General features: G+C 55.0%; 19 protein-coding genes. 6 read left to right on the forward strand and 13 right to left on the reverse strand.

Features of this window, described 5'->3' with window-relative positions; translation table 11 throughout:
- Nucleotides 1-56 precede the first annotated feature (56 nt).
- Entirely contained in the window at nt 57-1004 is a 948-nt protein-coding gene (locus RAL90_RS03790; protein ID WP_306253192.1) for a hypothetical protein, read from the forward strand.
- 69 nt (nt 1005-1073) lie between these two features.
- Here RAL90_RS03790 and RAL90_RS03795 read toward each other — a convergent pair whose 3' ends face one another.
- From RAL90_RS03795 to radA, 4 genes are all read right to left on the reverse strand, one after another.
- Nucleotides 1074-1469, reverse strand: coding sequence for a VOC family protein (locus RAL90_RS03795; protein WP_306253193.1), 396 nt, complete (start codon nt 1467-1469; stop codon nt 1074-1076).
- A gap of 26 nt (nt 1470-1495) precedes the next feature.
- Nucleotides 1496-2974 carry an amidophosphoribosyltransferase gene (gene purF / locus RAL90_RS03800; RefSeq protein ID WP_372340423.1) on the reverse strand — a complete coding sequence of 493 codons (1479 nt, stop codon included), beginning with the start codon at nt 2972-2974 and terminating at the stop codon, nt 1496-1498.
- A 62-nt stretch (nt 2975-3036) separates the two neighbouring features.
- Complete coding sequence (locus RAL90_RS03805; protein WP_306253195.1) at nt 3037-3576, reverse strand: CvpA family protein; 540 nt, start codon at nt 3574-3576, stop codon at nt 3037-3039.
- Between the two features lie 105 nt (nt 3577-3681).
- Nucleotides 3682-5037, reverse strand: coding sequence for a DNA repair protein RadA (radA, locus tag RAL90_RS03810; RefSeq protein WP_306253196.1), 1356 nt, complete (start codon nt 5035-5037; stop codon nt 3682-3684).
- Nucleotides 5038-5154: 117 nt separating this feature from the next.
- Here radA and RAL90_RS03815 point away from each other — a divergent pair, with 117 nt between their 5' ends.
- Complete coding sequence (locus tag RAL90_RS03815) at nt 5155-6255, forward strand: M48 family metalloprotease (RefSeq protein ID WP_306253197.1); 1101 nt, start codon at nt 5155-5157, stop codon at nt 6253-6255.
- A gap of 34 nt (nt 6256-6289) precedes the next feature.
- Here the strand turns inward: RAL90_RS03815 and alr are convergent, their stop codons facing one another.
- The 6 genes from alr to RAL90_RS03845 form a co-directional block, all read right to left on the reverse strand.
- Nucleotides 6290-7366: an alanine racemase gene (alr, locus tag RAL90_RS03820; RefSeq protein ID WP_306253198.1), complete on the reverse strand. Its 1077-nt coding sequence runs from the start codon at nt 7364-7366 to the stop codon at nt 6290-6292.
- A 98-nt stretch (nt 7367-7464) separates the two neighbouring features.
- The gene (locus RAL90_RS03825) at nt 7465-8961 is read right to left on the reverse strand and encodes a replicative DNA helicase (protein WP_306253199.1); all 1497 of its coding nucleotides are present in this window, start codon (nt 8959-8961) and stop codon (nt 7465-7467) included.
- An 82-nt stretch (nt 8962-9043) separates the two neighbouring features.
- On the reverse strand, nt 9044-9667 hold the full coding sequence (gene rplI, locus RAL90_RS03830) for a 50S ribosomal protein L9 (protein WP_306253200.1): 624 nt from the start codon (nt 9665-9667) through the stop codon (nt 9044-9046).
- A gap of 5 nt (nt 9668-9672) precedes the next feature.
- Nucleotides 9673-9894, reverse strand: a complete 222-nt coding sequence (gene rpsR / locus RAL90_RS03835; RefSeq protein ID WP_306253201.1) for a 30S ribosomal protein S18 — start codon at nt 9892-9894, stop codon at nt 9673-9675.
- Between the two features lie 21 nt (nt 9895-9915).
- Nucleotides 9916-10272, reverse strand: coding sequence for a 30S ribosomal protein S6 (gene rpsF, locus RAL90_RS03840; RefSeq protein ID WP_306253202.1), 357 nt, complete (start codon nt 10270-10272; stop codon nt 9916-9918).
- Between the two features lie 227 nt (nt 10273-10499).
- Nucleotides 10500-11012 carry a hypothetical protein gene (locus tag RAL90_RS03845; protein ID WP_306253203.1) on the reverse strand — a complete coding sequence of 171 codons (513 nt, stop codon included), beginning with the start codon at nt 11010-11012 and terminating at the stop codon, nt 10500-10502.
- A gap of 158 nt (nt 11013-11170) precedes the next feature.
- On the opposite strand from RAL90_RS03845, the gene RAL90_RS03850 reads away from it, so the two are divergent.
- The 3 genes from RAL90_RS03850 to RAL90_RS03860 all read left to right on the forward strand — a co-directional run bounded on the left by RAL90_RS03850 (nt 11171) and on the right by RAL90_RS03860 (nt 14899).
- A complete protein-coding gene (locus RAL90_RS03850; RefSeq protein WP_306253204.1) occupies nt 11171-11716 on the forward strand; it encodes a GNAT family N-acetyltransferase in 546 nt (181 codons plus the stop codon).
- A 157-nt stretch (nt 11717-11873) separates the two neighbouring features.
- Nucleotides 11874-13253, forward strand: a complete 1380-nt coding sequence (locus tag RAL90_RS03855; RefSeq protein WP_306253205.1) for a DUF4139 domain-containing protein — start codon at nt 11874-11876, stop codon at nt 13251-13253.
- Between the two features lie 5 nt (nt 13254-13258).
- Entirely contained in the window at nt 13259-14899 is a 1641-nt protein-coding gene (locus RAL90_RS03860) for a DUF4139 domain-containing protein (protein WP_306253206.1), read from the forward strand.
- Here the strand turns inward: RAL90_RS03860 and fumC are convergent.
- Complete coding sequence (gene fumC, locus RAL90_RS03865; RefSeq protein WP_306253207.1) at nt 14896-16287, reverse strand: class II fumarate hydratase; 1392 nt, start codon at nt 16285-16287, stop codon at nt 14896-14898. The genes RAL90_RS03860 and fumC overlap by 4 nt on opposite strands.
- A 131-nt stretch (nt 16288-16418) precedes the next feature.
- On the reverse strand, nt 16419-16997 hold the full coding sequence (locus RAL90_RS03870; RefSeq protein WP_306253208.1) for a DUF6151 family protein: 579 nt from the start codon (nt 16995-16997) through the stop codon (nt 16419-16421).
- Between the two features lie 50 nt (nt 16998-17047).
- Between RAL90_RS03870 and RAL90_RS03875 the strand changes: the two genes are divergently transcribed.
- Nucleotides 17048-17281: a hypothetical protein gene (locus RAL90_RS03875; RefSeq protein ID WP_306253209.1), complete on the forward strand. Its 234-nt coding sequence runs from the start codon at nt 17048-17050 to the stop codon at nt 17279-17281.
- 25 nt (nt 17282-17306) lie between these two features.
- Here RAL90_RS03875 and RAL90_RS03880 read toward each other — a convergent pair whose 3' ends face one another.
- Nucleotides 17307-18263, reverse strand: coding sequence for an aspartyl protease family protein (locus RAL90_RS03880; RefSeq protein ID WP_306253210.1), 957 nt, complete (start codon nt 18261-18263; stop codon nt 17307-17309).
- Nucleotides 18264-18337 lie beyond the last annotated feature (74 nt).

Here is an 18337-nt window from a genome sequence, read left to right on the forward strand (position 1 = left end):
TAAGGTCCCGATATGCCTATATTAAATAAGGGCGTTAATGGAAAAGGGGTATTGCAATGCACAAATTGCCAGTTGGTGAGACCGTCATTGGGGCGGTCAAGTTTGGTTTCCAGAATATGTTTACGACGATCCGGCTCGGCTGGGTCGGATTTCTGCTCTCGATCATCGTTATCGGCATCGTTGGGGTGCTGGTTTTCGGGGGCATGGATTTTTCTGTCTTCGATGACCTTGATGATTGGGATTATAATTCGAGTGAAGAAAATATGGCGGCGCTCCACGCTGTCTTCAGTATCTATGGTGGCATTATTCTCGCCATCCTGATTGGTAGCATCGCCTTTGTCCCTTTGACTGTGATCCTGACGCGGATGGCGGCTGAGGTCGAAGATGCACCGACGGGTATTGGCTACTTCCGGTTAGGGGGGACAGAAATTCTCTACATTCTGGGCGGGATAGTCTCTTCCATTCTGCATTCTCTGGTTGTGTTTCTGGCGCTCATTCCGGCATTTGCCGCCTTCGGCTGGGGAGCTGTGCTCAGCTTTTCAGATGGGGCGGATTTTGAAGCGGCACTGGACAACAGTGCCCTTGGTCTTGGCGGTGCCGCAGTCATTGTGCTGCTGATAGTGGGCATCGTGCTAATCTTGTGGTTTGCGCTGCGCATGACGACATTTTTGCCAGCTGTCGCGGCTGAAGGCGGATTTCCGTTATTCAAGGCGCTGAAAATGACAGGTAAAAATGTGTGGCATCTTGTTGGTGCATGGATCCTGTTCTTTCTGCTGCGCTATGCCATCGAGATCGGCGTATCGATCGGGTTCGTCGCTGTGTTTCTGATATTTGCCTTCCTGTTTCAGGCGGCCGGGGCTGAGATGGAACTGCTCGGTATGCTGGTAATTGGCGCTGGCGGCCTGATCGGCGCGTTCCTCTTGCTGCTGTATCTGATGTTCATTATCGCCTCCAGCGTCGCTTTTCCGGCAAGAATCTACCATCATCTGAAGCAGAATGGATGAGTGATCTTCTGATCTGATTTTGAACAGAGGCGTCCTGTCGGGACGCCTCTTTTTTGGGCAGGTGGGGCGTTACTCACCGGCGGTTTGGTCGAATTCCATGCAGCCGAAAATATTGCCTTCCGTGTCCTTGAAATATGCCAGCCAGCCAGTTTGCGGGATGGGCATTTTCTCGACAGTTTGTTGGCCATTGGCCGCTTTTATGCGTGCGCTATACAGATCAATATTCTCAACCTGGATTGTGCAGACATAACAGTTCACTGCCGCGCCATCCACGGGGGCAGGGCCGTTGCGTCGCATCAATCCGCCATTGAGGCCGGGTTCACTATCCGGCCCGGTCACAATACCCCAATAGGCTGGCTCCATGCCCTCGTAATGCGTGAATGACCAGTCAAAGACCTGCGTGTAGAAACGGATCGCGCGCTCGGGGTCCTCTGCGTGGATTTCAAAATGAACAGGGCGTGGCATAAACGCTTCCTTTTTTGTTGAGCGCTCTAGCTGCTCTCTGCCAGCAGGCTCAACTGTTCAATCGCTGCAGTGGTTTTGGCCTGCATCTGATCGGTCAAAGGGGTTGGATAATCGCCGGTGAAGCAATGATCCGTGAACGCCGGATCATCATCATCGCGCGGCCCTTTGCCAAAGGCCTTGTACAAGCCATCGAGACTCAGAAACTCCAGACTGTCGGCGCCGATGATATTTCGCATCTCCTGAATGGAGTGGTTGGACGCCAGCAGCTCGTCGCGCGAAGGTGTGTTGATGCCATAAAAGTCCGGGAATTTTATTGGCGGACAGGCAATGCGGAAATGCACTTCCTTGGCACCGGCATCTCTGAGCATCCGGGTAATCTTGCGTGATGTTGTGCCGCGTACCAGACTGTCATCCACCAGTACGACACGTTTGCCGGCTATAGCGCCGGCATTGGCGGAATGCTTGCGCGCGACACCGATTTCCCGGATCTTCTGGGACGGCTGGATGAATGTGCGCTCCGCATAATGACTTCTGATGAGCGCCATCTCGAATGGCAGATCTGCCTTCTGGCTGAAGCCGACAGCGGCGGGTACGCCTGAGTCAGGAATAGGGGAAATTAAATCTGCTTCAACCGGCGCTTCCTTGGCAAGGCGTCGTCCCAGTCGCTTGCGCAACTCGTAAACACTGTCGCCATCAATAAAGGAATTGGGTTTGGCAAAATAAATCAGTTCAAAAATGCAGGGTCGGGCATGGGTTGGCTCCGGCGTGATCTGACGACTTTCGACGGTTCCATCAGCATGGCAGATCACGGTCTCGCCGGGACGCACATCGCGCACATATTCAGCACCGATCAGGTCAAAGGCGCAGGTTTCCGAGGCTAGAACAGGGGCATTGCCAAGTTTGCCCAGAACAAGCGGGCGGATACCCAGCGGGTCGCGAATGCCGATCAGATTGTGTTGTGTGAGGATCGTCAGCGCATACGCGCCTTCAATTTCGGCCAGGCTGTCGATCACCTTGTCCACCATGGTCATGCCACGGGAGAGAGCAGCCAGTTGCAGAAACAGTTCAGAATCCATCGTGGTCTGGAAAATACAGCCTTTGCGGATCAGTTCTGCCCGCTTCGTCCGGCTGTTGGTCAGGTTGCCATTATGGGCAATCGCCAGGCCACCGCGGTCCAGGTCTGCATAAAGCGGCTGAATATTGCGCAGCACCGTGTCACCCGTTGTGGAATAGCGCGTATGCCCGATCCCGGCTGCCCCCGGCAGACTGTCGAGAATTTTTTCATCAGACATTTTTGCGCTGACCAGTCCCATACGCCGTTCAGCGTGAAACTGGTGACCGTCCCATGTGGCAATGCCTACGGCTTCCTGCCCGCGATGTTGCAGTGCATGGAGGCCAAGAGCCACTTTCGCGCTGGCATCTTCATGGCCGATAATGCCGAAGATACCGCATTCTTCCTTCATCTTGGGGCCGCCGCCATAAAGGTCATCCAGGCCGGAAGATATATCCCTGACACGCGGATATTCGCGTCTGAGAAAGCGGGCAACCTGTGAGTTCGTACGCACGTTCAGTACTCCGATCCGTGAAATGACACCACGGCGTGGTGTTTGTCTGTTGCAGGTCGGGAAGCAGTTTCTGTGCCGGTCTCCAGACCTAAATTCTCAAGTATTTCTGCTGCGCTTCTGGCAAACCCCGAGGTGAGGGAGCCGTCAAGGGCATCAGGACGCCGGTCCGCTTCGAAATAATAATCAAGGGCGAGAAACCCAAGCCCTACAATCATCCAGCCCCGGAGGAAGCCGAAGACGCCGCCAATCGAGCGGTCTATTCTGCCAGGAGTCTTACCGAGCAGGCGGCTGAGCAGCAGGCTGATCCCGATGCTGATGGCGAGGAAGAAGCTGGCAAATAACATGGTGATGAGCAGCATGTTGGTCATCAGGGAATTACCAAGACCGGTAACCGACGCGATTGGCCCGGCCAGCCAGAATGCAAGAAATGCCGCAAGGCCGAGGGCGGTGATCGTCGTCATCTCGCGTGAAATGCCGCGAAAAGCTGCGAACAGGATAGATAATCCCATAATGAGTATGACGATGAGATCAAACCAGGTCATCGGCTATGCCCACTTCCGCTGTCCCCTGCGAGGTTCCTAGCGTGTTTACAGGCGTAATGCCACAACTGAATAACAAAAGCGTCATATTCGCCGGACGATTTCCTCTCATATCTGTTTCAGCCAGCGCACAAAATCATCCAGTGCCCCGAATTTTTTCAGGGAAGGCCGGTCCGGGATATTTGCCGGCGCGATGGCTCTGTGAAAGCCCAGTTTTTTTGCCTCGTTCAAGCGCGCATCAGTTTGCGGGACCGGGCGGATCGCGGCCGAGAGGCTGACTTCGCCAAAAATAGCTGTTTCAGACGGCAAAGGCGTATCGAACAGCGATGAGGCCAGCGCTGCCGCTGCCGCAAGGTCTGCTGCAGGTTCGGTAATCCGCATACCGCCTGCCACATTGAGGAAAACATCGTGACGCCCGAAATCAAGCCCGCAACGTGTGTCCAGCACCGCGAGCAGCATGGACAGACGGGCACTGTCCCAGCCAACCACAGCACGGCGCGGGGCACCCAGGCTGGACTGGCTGACCAGCGCCTGAATTTCAACGAGTACCGGGCGCGTGCCTTCGACCCCGGCAAACACGGCAGATCCGGAGACAGGTTTTTCATGTTCTGACAGGAACAGACGGGACGGGTTGGATACTTCTTCCAGGCCCTTGCCGGTCATTTCAAAAACGCCAATTTCATGGGCGGCGCCAAAGCGGTTCTTCACCGCGCGCAAGATTCTGAAGGCCCGCCCGGTTTCGCTTTCAAAATACATCACCGCATCGACCATATGCTCGACAACACGTGGCCCGGCGATCTGCCCGTCTTTCGTCACGTGCCCCACGAGCAGCATCACCGTATCGCTGCCTTTGGCAAAGCGCACCAGCTCCTGCGCACAGGCGCGCACCTGCGTCACCGTGCCCGGCGCGGCGGGTAGTGCGTCTGACCAGGTCGTCTGGATCGAATCAATGATGACCACATCGGGCTTTTCGGCTTTCAGCGTGGCCAGAATATCCTTGAGGGACGTTGCTGACGCCAGATGTACAGGCGCATCAGCCAGTCCAAGGCGTGCTGCGCGCAGGCGAATTTGCGCGACGGCTTCCTCACCGGAGATATAGGCGACTTTCGTGCCCGCTGTGGCAAGGCCCGCTGCGACCTGCAAAAGCAGGGTCGATTTACCGACTCCCGGATCGCCGCCGATCAACAGGGCGCTGCCCGGCACCAGCCCGCCACCCGCGGCGCGGTCAAATTCCTTGTTCCCCGTCGGCAGGCGGGGCTCGCGGGCGACTTCGCCCTTCAGGGAGACAAGTTCGATGCTTTTGCCGCGCCCGGCTGATTTTGCGCCATGGCTGCCCGGCGGGGACGCTTCACTTTGCTCCAGTTCGATGGAATTCCATTCACCGCAACTGTCGCAGCGACCGGCCCATTTGGAATAAACCATGCCGCAGGACTGACAGACATATGTATCGTTGTTTTTTGGCATATTCGGGATACTACGCCCTGACTCGAGGGGGCACATAAGTTTTTTCTGTCATCAGTTTGAGAAAATGACATGTTTTTGGCGTTGAGAATTTACAGCGGCACTGCAAGACTTTGCCACATGAGTGTTCGTAAGAGAATTTTCTGCGCCTGTCTCTGGCTCTGTCTGTCAGCCTGCATCTCTGCGGAGCATGAGCTGCCGCTGCCGGAGAGCGAAACTGTGGAGGCAACCCGGCAGGAGATGCAGCGCGAAGCCGTCGCGTTCCAGCTGAAGCGCCGGGCGCGTCTTTATGATCTGTCATGGCCATTGCTTGAGGCAAATGCGGCGCTATGCCCTGCGACCCGCCTCTCCATTGGCGTTGTGTTGGCGGATCTTGATACTTACGCCACAATCATCGGTGGGCTGACCGCCGATCAACTCAGCGCGCAAGGTCTGTCTGATGATATTCATCTGCTTCATGTGATCAGTCAAAGCCCCGCCGCGCAGGCCGGGATCCAGCGAGGGGATTTCATCCGTGCTGTGAACGGCGCACCCGTTGAGCAGAACAGACCGGGCAAACTCGCCAGTATGATTCGCAAGGCTGCCGCCGACAAGGAGCCGGTCCGGTTGCTGGTCGAGAACGCTCAGGGCGAGCGGGAGGTGGGTGTGACGGCGGTGGAAGTCTGTGACGTTGCTGTAAAGCTGAGCACGTCATCAGCGATAAACGCGTTGGCACAGGACAAGACCATGATCGTGAATGCTGGCCTTATGCGCAGTGCAGATGATGCCATGGTTCAATATATTATGGCGCATGAGCTGGCGCATCTGGCCTTGCGTCATGCGCGCAAGGGCACCTGGAATACAATCGCCTCCGGAGCCGTTGTTTATGCACCCTTACTCTATGCTGGCGGAGCTGTGGTGGACCGTACCAGAAAACTGTTTGGCCAGAAACCGAAGCGCTCGCTTGCCCGTCAGGGCCTAGCGGCGGCTGTGCCGTTCAGCCAGGTCTTTGAATCCGAAGCGGACTATGTCGGGCTCTACATGCTTGTCCGTGCGGGCGGCGATATAAATCGCGCGAGTGACATATTCCGGTTATTTGCCAGAGAGGCGCCTGCGAGTACCTGGATCAGATATACGCATCCCCTGACGCCGGAGCGTGTTGCCGCCGTTGAACTCGCTTTGCAGGAAATCAAGGTGAAACAGGCCGCAGGGGAGGCGCTTTTGCCGGAGAAAGTGCGCTAGGGGGTGCGCAGGATCGTGCTGCAGCCTTGACCGACTAGTCAGTATAGCAACGCATGACGCGCTCGCCGAGTGTCACAAATAACTCATACGGAATAGTTCCAGCCACCTTTGCGATTTCCTGAACAGGCAACTGATCGCCGAAACATTCTGCCATCCTGCCTGGGGATACTTCTGTTGTGCAAGTGCTTATATCCACGCTGACAAGGTCCATGGAAATGATACCGAGGATGGGGCAGGCATGGCCGCCGATCATGACATGGCCTTTGCCGGAGAGGGCGCGCGGGTAACCGTCGCCATAACCGATGGCGATGGTAGCAATCTGCATGTCATTGTTGGTCCGGTATGTACTGCCATAGCCAACAGCATCCCCGGCTTCCAGCTTTCGTGTCTGAAGGACAGGGGCTTCAAGCCGGGCGACGGTCTTGAGATTATGGGCGAGGCTTGCCTGCGGGCAGATACCATAAAGTGCAAGGCCGGGCCGTGTCAGGTCTTCTTCTATCATGTCCGGCAGAAACAACCCGCCAGAGGCGGAGATGCTGTGCCGGGCCCCCGGGAAAACGTCACCGAGCTGGTTCGTCACATCAGTAAATTTCGTGATCTGGGATTGATTTTCCTCTGATAGCGGATCGTCGCTACAGGCGAAGTGACTGAGGATATGTGATACCGTCAGGTCAGCGGCGGATGCTGCTGTTGCCAGCGCTTCCGGGATGGAGAGGCCAAGCCTGTTCATACCTGTATCCACATGCAGCATGGCAAGTCTGTCCGAATTCTGAGACCACAGACGGACCTGTTCCGGCGTATTCAGCACAGGGGTCAGGTTGGCGGCCATGAACTCATTCAGGTTATCCGTACCGGGACCATTAAGGACACAGATATCCGGTTGTTTGCCCAGAATATCCCGCAGTGCCATCCCTTCAAAGGCGTAGGCAACAAAAAACGTCTGGCATCCAGCCTCTGCCAGGGCTCGCGCGACGAGTGCCATGCCAAGGCCATACGCATTTGCCTTGACCACAGCGGCAAGGTCAGCGTCCGGTCGCCGTGACTTCAGGGTTGCGTAATTATGCTTCAGGGCGGCCAGATCAACGGTCAGGCGCGGTCGGTCGTTACTCATGGGAGACAGTCTAGCGGTGTTGTTTGGCCAGAACAGGGGCAAAATCAGTTAAAATTCTGGCGCTCTGTTCTGTCAGGTCAGCCTGTGGACACCAGAGACTAGTATTCGCTGTCGGCATAATAATCCGGATTGGCAAGATTGCCGAATTTCACGATATTCGCATCGAACGCGACCTTGATATTGCCGATTGGACCATGTCGCTGTTTGCCGATCACCACCTCGGCAAGACCATGGACGCGTTCCATTTTCTCCTGCCATTCGCGATATTGCTCAACCTTGTTCATGTCCGGCTCTGTGCGGCTGAGGTAGTATTCTTCGCGGTACACAAACATCACCACGTCGGCATCCTGTTCGATAGAGCCGGATTCACGCAAGTCTGCCAGTTGCGGGCGTTTGTCGTCGCGCTGCTCCACCTGGCGAGAGAGCTGTGACAGGGCAATGATGGGGACTTCCAGCTCTTTTGCCAGGGCTTTCAGGCCAACAGTGATCTCGGTAATTTCCTGCACCCGGTTATCGCTTGAGCGAGATGACCCGGACAGAAGCTGGAGATAGTCAACGACCAGCAGACCGAGAGTGTGCTGCCGCTTGAGGCGCCGGGCGCGGGCAGCCAGCTGGGCAATGGAGAGACCACCTGTGTCATCGATATAGAGCGGAATGTCATTCAGGGTCTGGGCAGCTTCATAAATGCGCTCAAAATCATGTTTCTGAATATCCCCGCGCCTGATCTTGTCAGACGGTATCTCGGAAAATTCAGACAGGATACGACCGGCCAACTGGTCTGCTGACATTTCGAGAGAGAAAAAGCCGACAACCGCGCCCTCGGCGGCAGAGATCGAGCCGTCTGCCTTGCGCTCAGGTCTGTAGGCCTTGGCCGCATTGACCGCGATATTTGTTGCAAGGGCCGTTTTGCCCATGGATGGGCGCCCGGCGAGAACGATGAGGTCGGACTTGTGCAGACCACCGAGTTTCTTGTCCAACTCCGTCAGGCCCGTTGCGACGCCAGCCAGTCCACCCCCACGCTCGAAGGCGGCATTGGCAACATTGATCGCCTGCGCCAAGGCGCTCTCAAAAGTCTTGAAGCCGCCGCCATATTTGCCTGTTTCAGCCAGCTTATAGAGCTTGGCCTCAGCCTCTTCGACCTGTTTCTGGGGATCATCATCAATGTCGGATATTCTGGCGCGCTCGACCATCTCCGAACCCAGATGCAACAGACCGCGACAGACCGAAAGGTCGAATACAACACGCGCATAGTCACTGGCACCGACCGTGGACGGAACACTCTGGGCCAGTTCTGTCAGGTACTTGCTGCCGCCGATTTCACCCACAGCCGGATTGTCTGCGAGATAGGTATTGAGAGTCACGGGCGATGCGAGGCGTCCTGATGAGATCAGCTTGTCACAGGCCTCATAAATCATCTGGTGCACAGGATCATAGAAATGCTCAGGCTTCAGAAAGCCGGAGACACGGTAATAGATCTCGTTATCGAACAGAATAGCGCCAAGAATGGCCTGTTCCGCACCAATATTGAAAGGTTCTTTTTGTTCCGTATCGGGTGTATTTTGTAAATTTCCATCGGGCATAAGGGAAATAGACATGAAAAAGCCGTGAGAGGCAAACGCTCTCACGGCTTCAAATCCCAACCCCCTGATTTTTCAGGAGAAGATTTTTTCCACAATCCTAGCTGTCAGTCCTGTCGGCATCGCTTTCAGGGGCAGGTTCGCCTTCAGCTGTTGCTTCAGGTGCGTCTGCGCCTTCTTCGAAGAAATCGTCGCCGCCCGTACCGCGGATCAGATCCTCGTCCAGCTCTTCCTTCTGGCCAAGGACGTTTTCACCGCGTGCCTGCGCTTCGGCCTCTTCCTGAGACCGGGCAATGTTCACAGCGATATTGATGGATACCTCTGGGTGAAGGACCACACGTACATCACTGACACCCAGATTTTTCAGAGGCTTATCGAGAACAATCTGACTACGGCTGACATGGAAACCGTCTGCTTCAGCGGCTTCTGCGATATCACGGGAGGACACAGAGCCGTAAAGCTGACCCATGTCTGATGCCTGACGGATCAGTGTGTAGGTCTGGCCTTCCAGTTTCTCGGCAACAGCTTCAGCCTCTTTTTTGGCCTCAAGGTTCCGAGCCTCAATGTCAGCGCGCTGGTTTTCGAAAACCTTCTTGTTGCCTTCAGTTGCCCGCAGGGCTTTTTTCTGTGGCAGCAGGAAATTGCGCGCAAAGCCGTCCTTGACGTTCACAACGTCGCCAATCTGGCCCAGCTTTTCAACGCGTTCTAGTAGAATAACATCCATGGTGCTTACTCCCCGACATATGGCAGCAGAGCGAGAAAACGGGCGCGTTTGATTGCACGGGCCAGCTCACGCTGCTTTTTCATGGACACAGCTGAAATCCGTGAAGGAACGATTTTGCCCTTCTCGGAAATGTAGCGCTGCAGGAGGCGCGGGTCTTTATAGTCAATTTTCGGGGCTTTTTCGCCAGAAAAAGGACATGTCTTGCGACGGCGGAAAAATGGTTTCATCGGTCTAATCTCCTATTGCGCTCAGTCACGGTCCTTGCCGCGAGGACCAGAAGAATCCTTGCGGGAAAGTACAGGTGAAGGCTCATCGCTCAGTTCCTCAACGCGCAAGGTCATGAAGCGCAGAATGTCTTCATTGATCCGCATCTGGCGTTCCATTTCGACAACCGCATCTGACGGCGCATCGATGTTCAAAAGGGTGTAGTGACCCTTGCGGTTCTTCTTGATCTTGTATTGCATGGTGCGCAGGCCCCAATATTCCTGCTTGGTCACCTTGCCGCCATTTTCCTGGACGATCTGTTCGAGGGATTGTGTCAGTGCCTCTACCTGGGCAGGGGCAATATCCTGACGTGCAATATACACGTGCTCGTAATAAGCCATCGGCTTCTCCTATAAGGTGACGGCGACAATACTGCCGGAGGGGCAGAATTACCGTTGGTTCGCCGGCTGCCGGGCCAATCCCGAACGACGCCTGAATAAACAGGAGCGCCAGCGACCGTCACTCGCGAATGCAGGCTATTAGGCGAGGCAATGGCAGGATGCAAGGAGAAACAGGAGAGGGTAGTGTCTCAGTTTGAAATTGGAGGACGGTTGTTGGCCCATAGTAGTCATTCGCGGTCGTCTAATTCTTTTGCAAGATCGGCGATATAACCGCTGGGGTTTTTGGCGAACGACGCGGCGCGTGATTGAGTAGCGTATTCAGCCAGTGATGGAGCGTCCGCTTTGCAAAATTTACCCACTTCGGTAGCGAACAATTCATATTGGCGCTGCACCGCGAAAGCAGAAATGTCACTTATGAGTTCTCGAACATCACCCCTTAAATCGAGCCGCACACTGAGCGAATCGATATCACTGCCATTGGGCGAAAGCGTGATATCGCTGTCGTGTTGATGTGATTTCCAGTAATAGCATTCCGGCGACCAATGCTTACTACGTGGCAATATCTCGTCTAACTCCTTAAGTAAATTATCATCAATAGAGTGCCCGGCCCAAGCGGGCGAAGGGTCCCATCCATTTTCATTGTCCCATTCATCATCGGATTTGGTGGCGACAATTTTATCGCGATTGGCTGCAACCCAATCGCGCGGCAAAAGGTCGAAATGAAATTGCCAAATAGCCATAATTTTAAAAGATTATGCTGGAAGGCGAATGACCGCAATTGGCGACAAATTGCCATCGGGTTCAAACTGAGACAATGTCCAGGAGAGTAATGTCTTTCTCGTGAAGCCAGCTTGCGGTTAAATCTGCCGGAAATTAGATACTTCGACTGAAACGGGAAATGGCCGTGATTATTCTTGATGAGTGGAAAGCCCATGAAGAAGAAATTCAGATGCTGTTGGAGGCAACCTTCGCAGCTTCCGAAGGCCTCGAAGAAGGCCAGCTTATTGGCACTCTTGCAAGGAACCTGCTCGCAACGACGCCAGAAGATGATATCAGGGTTTTCACGATTGTTGCTGAAACGCGTCTTCTCGCGTGTTCTATATTCACCAGATTATCCTTCACGCAGGATGCGCGTTGTGCATTTCTTCTTTCCCCGATGGCGGTGTCCACAAAAGAACAGGGCAAGGGGCTGGGCAAGGCTTTGTTGAACCATGCTCTGGATGCGTTGAAGCGAAGTCATGTCGATCTGGCGGTCACATACGGCGATCCCGCATATTACGGACAAGTCGGTTTTATGCCGGTTGCCCATGCAGTGTTGCCCGCACCATTTGAGCTTCAGCAACCTGAAGGCTGGTTGGCCCGGTCCCTGACGGGCCTGGCGATCTCGCCAGTTTCCGGGAAATCTATCTGTGCAGCAGCTCTGAACGATGCTTCATACTGGTAACGGCGTGCACAACAAGGCTTGCGCAATAGTGATTTATTGTTGACCGCCAGCCACCGCGTTTGGGATTGTCCCGTTCCAACACAAACCACCCATGATTTGGCCTTTTTTGAAAAATAGGTCAAAGAGAGACGCAAAGACCGGCCCGGAGGAGGGGTGTATGAAAAAGTTACTCGCAACTGCCAGCCTGATGGTACTCACAGCAACTGGCACAGCAGCACTGGCCGATGATCTGGCGATCACCATTTATAATAATGGCCTTGCTCTTGTGGAAGACGAACGCACCGTGACCTTTCCCAATGGCCGCACCACCATTGAACTGCCCGGCGTCTCCTCCCAGATCAACGCCCCGACAGTGACGTTTCAGGCAGACAGCATGTCCATCGTCGAGCAGAATTTCGACTTTGATCTGCTGACGCCTGCGAAACTGATGGAAAAAGCTGTTGGTGAGGAAATCGAGATTGTCCGGATCAACCCTGGCACGGGCAACGAAACGCGTGAGACAGCGAAGGTGCTATCGGTCAATAATGGTGTCGTGGTCGAGATCGATGACCGTATTGAAATCCTGCGCGACGATAATCTCCCCACACGTGTTATTTTTGACGGCGTGCCGGAAAACCTTCGTGCCCGGCCAACCCTGTCGGTCATGGTCGATTCCGACGCTGCGGGAGATCGCGATGCAACCCTCACGTATTTAACGGGCGGCCTGTCGTGGCGCGCTGATTATGTTCTTCTGTTCAACGAAGCAGAAGAAGAGATGGACCTGCAGGGCTGGGCGACGCTCGGCAACACGACTGATACAACCTTCGAGAATGTCCGCACCCAGTTGGTTGCGGGCGGTGTTGGCGCCGGCCAGGGCTATAATGATCGGCGGTATCAGGACGGGCCGGTGCGCAGCGGCGGGATGGAAGCCGGTAATGTCGAGCGCATCGGTGACAATTATCTCTACACCCTGCCGGGCCGCACCACCATTGCCAGCAAGCAGACCAAGCAGGTTGGTTTCGTGGACGCCACCGGTGTTGATGCTGCCAAGAAATATGAATATCTGACCGGCGGTTTCCAGACCATGGCGAACCCGGTGAATGCTGATGTGCGCATCGCCTTTTCCAACAGTCGCGATGCAGGCCTTGGCGCGCCATTGCCGCAAGGCATCATTCGTGTGTATGCGAAGGATGCACAGGGGCGTGCCCAGTTCATCGGTGAAGACAATATCAGTCATGTGGCAGGTGGCTCTGACATCTCCCTGAAAATCGGTTCTGCCTTCGACGTGACAGTGCAGTCCACACAGACCAATCGCCGTGTTCTCAGTCGCAAGGTGGTTGAAACGTCCATGAAATATGTTGTGCGAAATGCCAGACCTGAGCCTGTTACCCTGACATTGCGGCAATCTGGCGTGACGGGCTGGCGCATGGAAACCGAGGTGACGGAGGAAAGCCTGTCGCATCGCAAGCCTGATGCGAACAGTTTTGTCTGGGATATTGATGTTCCGGCGGAAGGCGAGACAGAGCTGACATTCACGATGCGTCAGGTCACACGGTAATTCCGGTGCGCGTCGCTTCATGTCTTGCGCTATGTGTGCTTCTGGCGAGCCTGCCAGGCTGCGGCCAGTCCGCGTCTGAGGGGGCGTCGGATTATCCGGCAGCCTCTTCCGAGCAGGCGCGTTCCTTTGCAACGGAGCGCACCGTCGTCTCTGAAGCACCTGCCGATATTGCCCTGACGATCTATACAGATGATCTCGCCCTGATTACCGAGCGCCGCACCGTCAATTTGCCAGCGGGGCGCAGCGTGATCCGCTTTGAAGGCGTGAGCGAAATGATGGTGCCGCAGTCAGCAATCCTGCGCGCTTTTAGCGGCTTCACGCTGGAGCGCAATTTCGATTTTGATCTGATTTCACCGGGTGCGCTGTTTGCCGGGGCAGAGGGTGAGACTGTCACAGTTTCCCGCACTAATCCGTCTACGGGGCGTGTGGAGCAGAAGCAGGCGGTCGTCGTTTCCGGTAGTAATGGAGTGGTGCTTGAAATAGATGGTGAAATCGAAGCGCTGCAATGCGCAGGCCTGCCGGAGAAAACCGCATTCGATCATGTGCCCGACAGCCTCAATCCGCAGCCGGTGCTCAGTATAGAAGTGACGGCGGCGGAAGCTGACGAACAGGAGATTGTCCTGTCTTATCTTGCCACTAATTTTGGTTGGCAGGCGGATTACCGGCTTGACGTCAATCCGGATGGAGAAACTGGCCAGCTTGTCGGCTGGCTGACGGTTTATAACGAGACGGAAGTGTCCATCAAGGAAGCCAGTACGGCTATTATCGCTGGCGAATTACAGCGCTTATGGGAAACACGTGCTGAAAAAGGCAGTGCCAAGCCGTTTGCAGCGCGCTGCTGGCCGCGCGGCTCCAGCAAGACGGGTGTGCCCGTGTCACGTACACTGGCAGCGCCGCCGCCAAGAGCTTATCGCAGCAATGTGCCGCAACCGGCGATGGCCGCGCCCGAGATGGAAATGATGATGGCAGATTCCGTCATGGTCACGGCAAGCAAAGAGGCAGAACTGGAAGAATTCGGCGACTACAAACTTTATCGCGTACCGGAGCCCACCACGGTGGCAGCCTATCAGGAAAAGCAGGTATTGTTTCTCGACAAGCCCGAGATTGATCTGGAAAAAATCCATACATTCAATATCTATGGGCCGGAAAATATCTATGGGCCGGAAAATGCCATTGGCCAGATATTGCCAGCTACGGTCGAGTATCATCTTGATAACAGTCGCGATGGTAAATTGGGCCTGCCGCTGCCGGAAGGCACCATCCGTGTCATGACGACCAGCAGCGAAGGACGCCTTTTTTATCTCGGGGAAGACAGTGTGCGCAATCTGGCGGTGGATTTACCCGCAGAGTTTGAAATTGCCTCCGCTGCTGACGTGCAGATGGAGACCCGTTTGCTCGATCGCGGAATTACAGAATTGCCGGGGCGTAATGTACAGCGTGAGGTGAGCGTTGAGCATTCCTTCTTCAATGCTTCGCCTGAAGAAGTGACGATTAAGCTGAAAATTGGCGAGGCGTTTTATACACCGATCACGATCAGTGATGAGAACCTGATGCGTGATCTTGACGCCGACACGCCCAAATGGCGCTTCACTCTCGCCCCTGAATCAAGCCGCCTTGTCAGCTATACGGCCACCTGGACGGACTAGCGTGGCTTGATCATGTTCTCGGGACGGACAATATCATCATAATCTTCTTCCGAGACAAAGCCAAGTTTGACCGCTTCTTCCCGCAGGGTCGTGCCGTTCTTGTGCGCTTCCTTGGCGATTTTCGTGGCATTGTCATAGCCGATTGTGGGGGCAAGGGCCGTCACGAGCATGAGGGAGCGCTCCATCAGGGCGGTGATCTGCTCTTCATTCGCCTTGATGCCGACAACACATTTGTCTGTAAACGAACTGGCAGAGTCCGCCAGCAGCCGGATTGACTGTAATGTATTATAGGCAATCATCGGCTTGAACACATTCAGCTCGAAATGACCTTGCGAGCCCGCAAAAGAGACACCCGCATTGTTCCCCATCACCTGCGCGCAGACCATGGTGAGAGCCTCGCACTGGGTCGGGTTCACCTTGCCGGGCATGATGGAAGAACCAGGCTCATTTTCCGGCAGGGCAATCTCGGCCAGGCCGGAGCGGGGGCCGGAGCCGAGCAGGCGAACATCATTGGCAATCTTGAACAGGGAAACAGCCACTTCGTTCAGGGCGCCATGGGCTTCTACCATCGCGTCATGGGTTGCCAGTGCCTCGAATTTGTTTGGTGCTGTCACGAAAGGCAGTTTCGTGTAGCTTGCAACCTGTTCAGCAAATTTTTCCGCAAAGCCTGGCTTTGAATTGATCCCGGTACCAACGGCTGTACCACCCTGCGCCAGCGCATAAAGGCGTGGCAGAACGCCTTCCACACGCTCGATGCCGTTCTTGACCATTTGTACATAGCCTGAAAATTCCTGACCAAGGGTCAGCGGCGTTGCATCCTGCAGGTGTGTGCGGCCTATCTTGATAATGTCCTTGAAGGCTTCTGCCTTGTCGTTCAGGGCGTTGCGCAGGGCCTGCAGGGCAGGCACCAGACGGTGCACGATTTCCTCTGCTGCCGCGATATGCATGGCGGTCGGGAAGGTGTCGTTGGATGATTGCGACATATTCACATGATCATTCGGATGTACCGGTTCCTTGGAGCCGATCTCACCGCCCATAATTTCAATGGCCCGGTTGGCGATCACTTCATTGGAGTTCATGTTGGATTGTGTGCCGGAGCCGGTTTGCCACACGGACAGCGGGAAATGATCGTTCAGCTTGCCCTCTGCCACTTCGGATGCAGCGCTGACAATCGCTTTGCCGACCTTGTCGTCCAGCGTGCCCAGAGACATGTTAGTCAAGGCGGCAGAGCGCTTGATAACGCCCAGCGCGCGTACCATTGCGGCAGGCATTGTCTCAACGCCGATCGGGAAATTGATGAGGGAGCGCGCAGACTGCGCCCCGAAATACTTGTCTGACGGAACTTCCAGGGGGCCAAAACTATCGGTCTCTGTGCGCATCTCGCTCATGGGGCGGTCCTCTCTCTAAAGGGCAAGCATATGATTTCGGGTTTCGAATCCAGATCGCTCTGATAGCCCGAGCCAGATAACAAGTCGAGAGGCAGGCCCCTTTTGGCGCAGCGACACTATGCATGTCACAGTCAGGGTGTCACAGACAGGATTTCGGGCCGCGCAATCGGTTGTCCGTCCTTGAAAAAGAAATTGCGCCTGGCGTCGCCGCGCAGTTTCCAGCCGATAACGATACCATACATGCGCACCCACAGTGCCAAACCGGCTTTCGGGATGGCGGCAGCCTGTTCGGCTGTGCCGGTTGCTTCATTCAGGAAAACATGCCCGCGAACAGGACCAAATACAGATGTCCGCGCTTCTGGCGGCAGGTCAATAAAGTTGTGGAGCATACCCACAGATGGAATCCCGGCTGAGGGTGGTGTTGCCCCGATCGGAGTATTGCAGCAGTCGGTATACCATCTGAACAGTCCTTTTTCAGAAAGCCGCAGACATCTGATGTTTTCGGTGCCCTGTATTATCCTGATCCGCGCAGGGGACATCTGTGTAATCTGTACACCGCCTTCAGGCTCTGTCCTGCCACCCAGATGCTCGACAAAAGTCCGGCAATCTGCACAATGGCAAATGATATGGTTGGTATTTTCTGCTGAAAGGCCCGCCGCCTTACCCGTCACTTCTCCGCAGGTACATTTCAGGGATATATCATCCGCCATGTCGAATGCCTCATAGTGTGCTATGCTACCTTGATTTCGGGAGACCTTATATGCCGCAACTGGTGCGATATTTTATTGTGCATGGCGCTATTGGTGCAGGAATAGCCGCCGCCGTGATTGCGATATTGTTCGTATACAATCTGGGGGATATACGTTCTCTGGTAATGTCATCTGCGGGTAAACTGATTGCTTTCAGCACTCTTGCCGTCATTCTCGCTACTATCTTTGGCGCAATACAGATATCCATGTTTGTCATGCTTCAGCCGTGGGATGAGCAGGACTGAACGACCTGCATCCAGGTGCCGACACTCATGGTGTTGCCTTGTGCCTTGGAGAGGGCCTGATGAATATCAGGCCACGAGTGAAATCCATTGCGAAACTCGTATCTCGGAACAGGTCAGCGCCGGCCACCATCAGGGGCTGGCCATTACCCCCCATAACTTCCAGCGGTTCCAGGTCTGTCACGAAGACGGTCCAGTTTTCCCAGACATATCTGTTGCTGCGCAGGAAATCGAAGGTGACCCGAACACTCGGAGTAAATGACCCCACAGCGCCATTGACCTCCCACTGGTTGCGAAGCTGGCGCCGCAACAGCCGCACTTCGGGTGAATTGGCGGCCGCCCAGTTCATCAGGGAGAAAGAGGCACCAAGATCAAAAACCGCCGGTACGGTGTTGTTCCCAATGCGGATGGTCAAAAAAAACAGGTTAAAGTCGCGTTCCGAGTAAGGGTTCTTGCTTAAGGTAATCCGTTGCCAGCCTTCGAACGGATAGTCTTTGATTGCCTCTGGCTGGTAGAAAGACAGGGTGCTGGTTTCATGGTCAAACAGGGCAACATAATCCTTGAGAAAATCCATGCCGAGCACGCCAGCGGGGCCAAATGCCTCCCTTGGCTCAGGCAGAACAGCCATGCGCAGATTTGTGCGGATAATGTCGCCAAGCTGTAATTGCGATGGTCGCACCACTGGCTGTAATGAACTCTGTGACAGTCCGTGTACAATAATATTTTCGCCGGTTACTTCCGGCAGTCCAAGGAGGCGGATCGTGTCGTCATACAGGCTTGAGATCGTTGCCCCAGTATCAATCAACATCGTGTAGGGTCCACTCTCATCCAGCAGAACATCCACCTCAAAAACGCCGCTTTCGCCAATCCTGTAAGGCAGGCTGCTGACAGGCTCCGGTAATGTTGGCCGGGTTTGCGTCTCGATTGCCGCGCAGCCGACAAGCAGGGCGCAGACACAAAACACAGGAAAAAATAATTTCAGCATGAAGGGCTCCAGCGCTCCTCATAGCATTCCCTGCCGGTCCTGTCAGTTTTCCGTGGCATGACCTGCTCAACAGG

Source organism: Parvularcula sp. IMCC14364 (genome assembly GCF_030758415.1).
Taxonomy (GTDB): domain Bacteria; phylum Pseudomonadota; class Alphaproteobacteria; order Caulobacterales; family Parvularculaceae; genus Aquisalinus.

What these genes read in the sequence shown, in the direction of transcription:
- RAL90_RS03790 (WP_306253192.1), top strand. Translation starts at nt 57, where the DNA reads ATGCACAAATTGCCAGTTGGTGAGACCGTCATTGGGGCGGTCAAGTTT.
- RAL90_RS03795 (WP_306253193.1), bottom strand. Translation starts at nt 1,469, where the DNA reads ATGCCACGCCCTGTTCATTTTGAAATCCACGCAGAGGACCCCGAGCGC.
- RAL90_RS03805 (WP_306253195.1), bottom strand. Translation starts at nt 3,576, where the DNA reads ATGACCTGGTTTGATCTCATCGTCATACTCATTATGGGATTATCTATC.
- radA (WP_306253196.1), bottom strand. Translation starts at nt 5,037, where the DNA reads ATGCCAAAAAACAACGATACATATGTCTGTCAGTCCTGCGGCATGGTT.
- RAL90_RS03815 (WP_306253197.1), top strand. Translation starts at nt 5,155, where the DNA reads ATGAGTGTTCGTAAGAGAATTTTCTGCGCCTGTCTCTGGCTCTGTCTG.
- alr (WP_306253198.1), bottom strand. Translation starts at nt 7,366, where the DNA reads ATGAGTAACGACCGACCGCGCCTGACCGTTGATCTGGCCGCCCTGAAG.
- RAL90_RS03825 (WP_306253199.1), bottom strand. Translation starts at nt 8,961, where the DNA reads ATGTCTATTTCCCTTATGCCCGATGGAAATTTACAAAATACACCCGAT.
- rplI (WP_306253200.1), bottom strand. Translation starts at nt 9,667, where the DNA reads ATGGATGTTATTCTACTAGAACGCGTTGAAAAGCTGGGCCAGATTGGC.
- rpsR (WP_306253201.1), bottom strand. Translation starts at nt 9,894, where the DNA reads ATGAAACCATTTTTCCGCCGTCGCAAGACATGTCCTTTTTCTGGCGAA.
- rpsF (WP_306253202.1), bottom strand. Translation starts at nt 10,272, where the DNA reads ATGGCTTATTACGAGCACGTGTATATTGCACGTCAGGATATTGCCCCT.
- RAL90_RS03845 (WP_306253203.1), bottom strand. Translation starts at nt 11,012, where the DNA reads ATGGCTATTTGGCAATTTCATTTCGACCTTTTGCCGCGCGATTGGGTT.
- RAL90_RS03850 (WP_306253204.1), top strand. Translation starts at nt 11,171, where the DNA reads ATGGCCGTGATTATTCTTGATGAGTGGAAAGCCCATGAAGAAGAAATT.
- RAL90_RS03855 (WP_306253205.1), top strand. Translation starts at nt 11,874, where the DNA reads ATGAAAAAGTTACTCGCAACTGCCAGCCTGATGGTACTCACAGCAACT.
- fumC (WP_306253207.1), bottom strand. Translation starts at nt 16,287, where the DNA reads ATGAGCGAGATGCGCACAGAGACCGATAGTTTTGGCCCCCTGGAAGTT.
- RAL90_RS03870 (WP_306253208.1), bottom strand. Translation starts at nt 16,997, where the DNA reads ATGGCGGATGATATATCCCTGAAATGTACCTGCGGAGAAGTGACGGGT.
- RAL90_RS03875 (WP_306253209.1), top strand. Translation starts at nt 17,048, where the DNA reads ATGCCGCAACTGGTGCGATATTTTATTGTGCATGGCGCTATTGGTGCA.
- RAL90_RS03880 (WP_306253210.1), bottom strand. Translation starts at nt 18,263, where the DNA reads ATGCTGAAATTATTTTTTCCTGTGTTTTGTGTCTGCGCCCTGCTTGTC.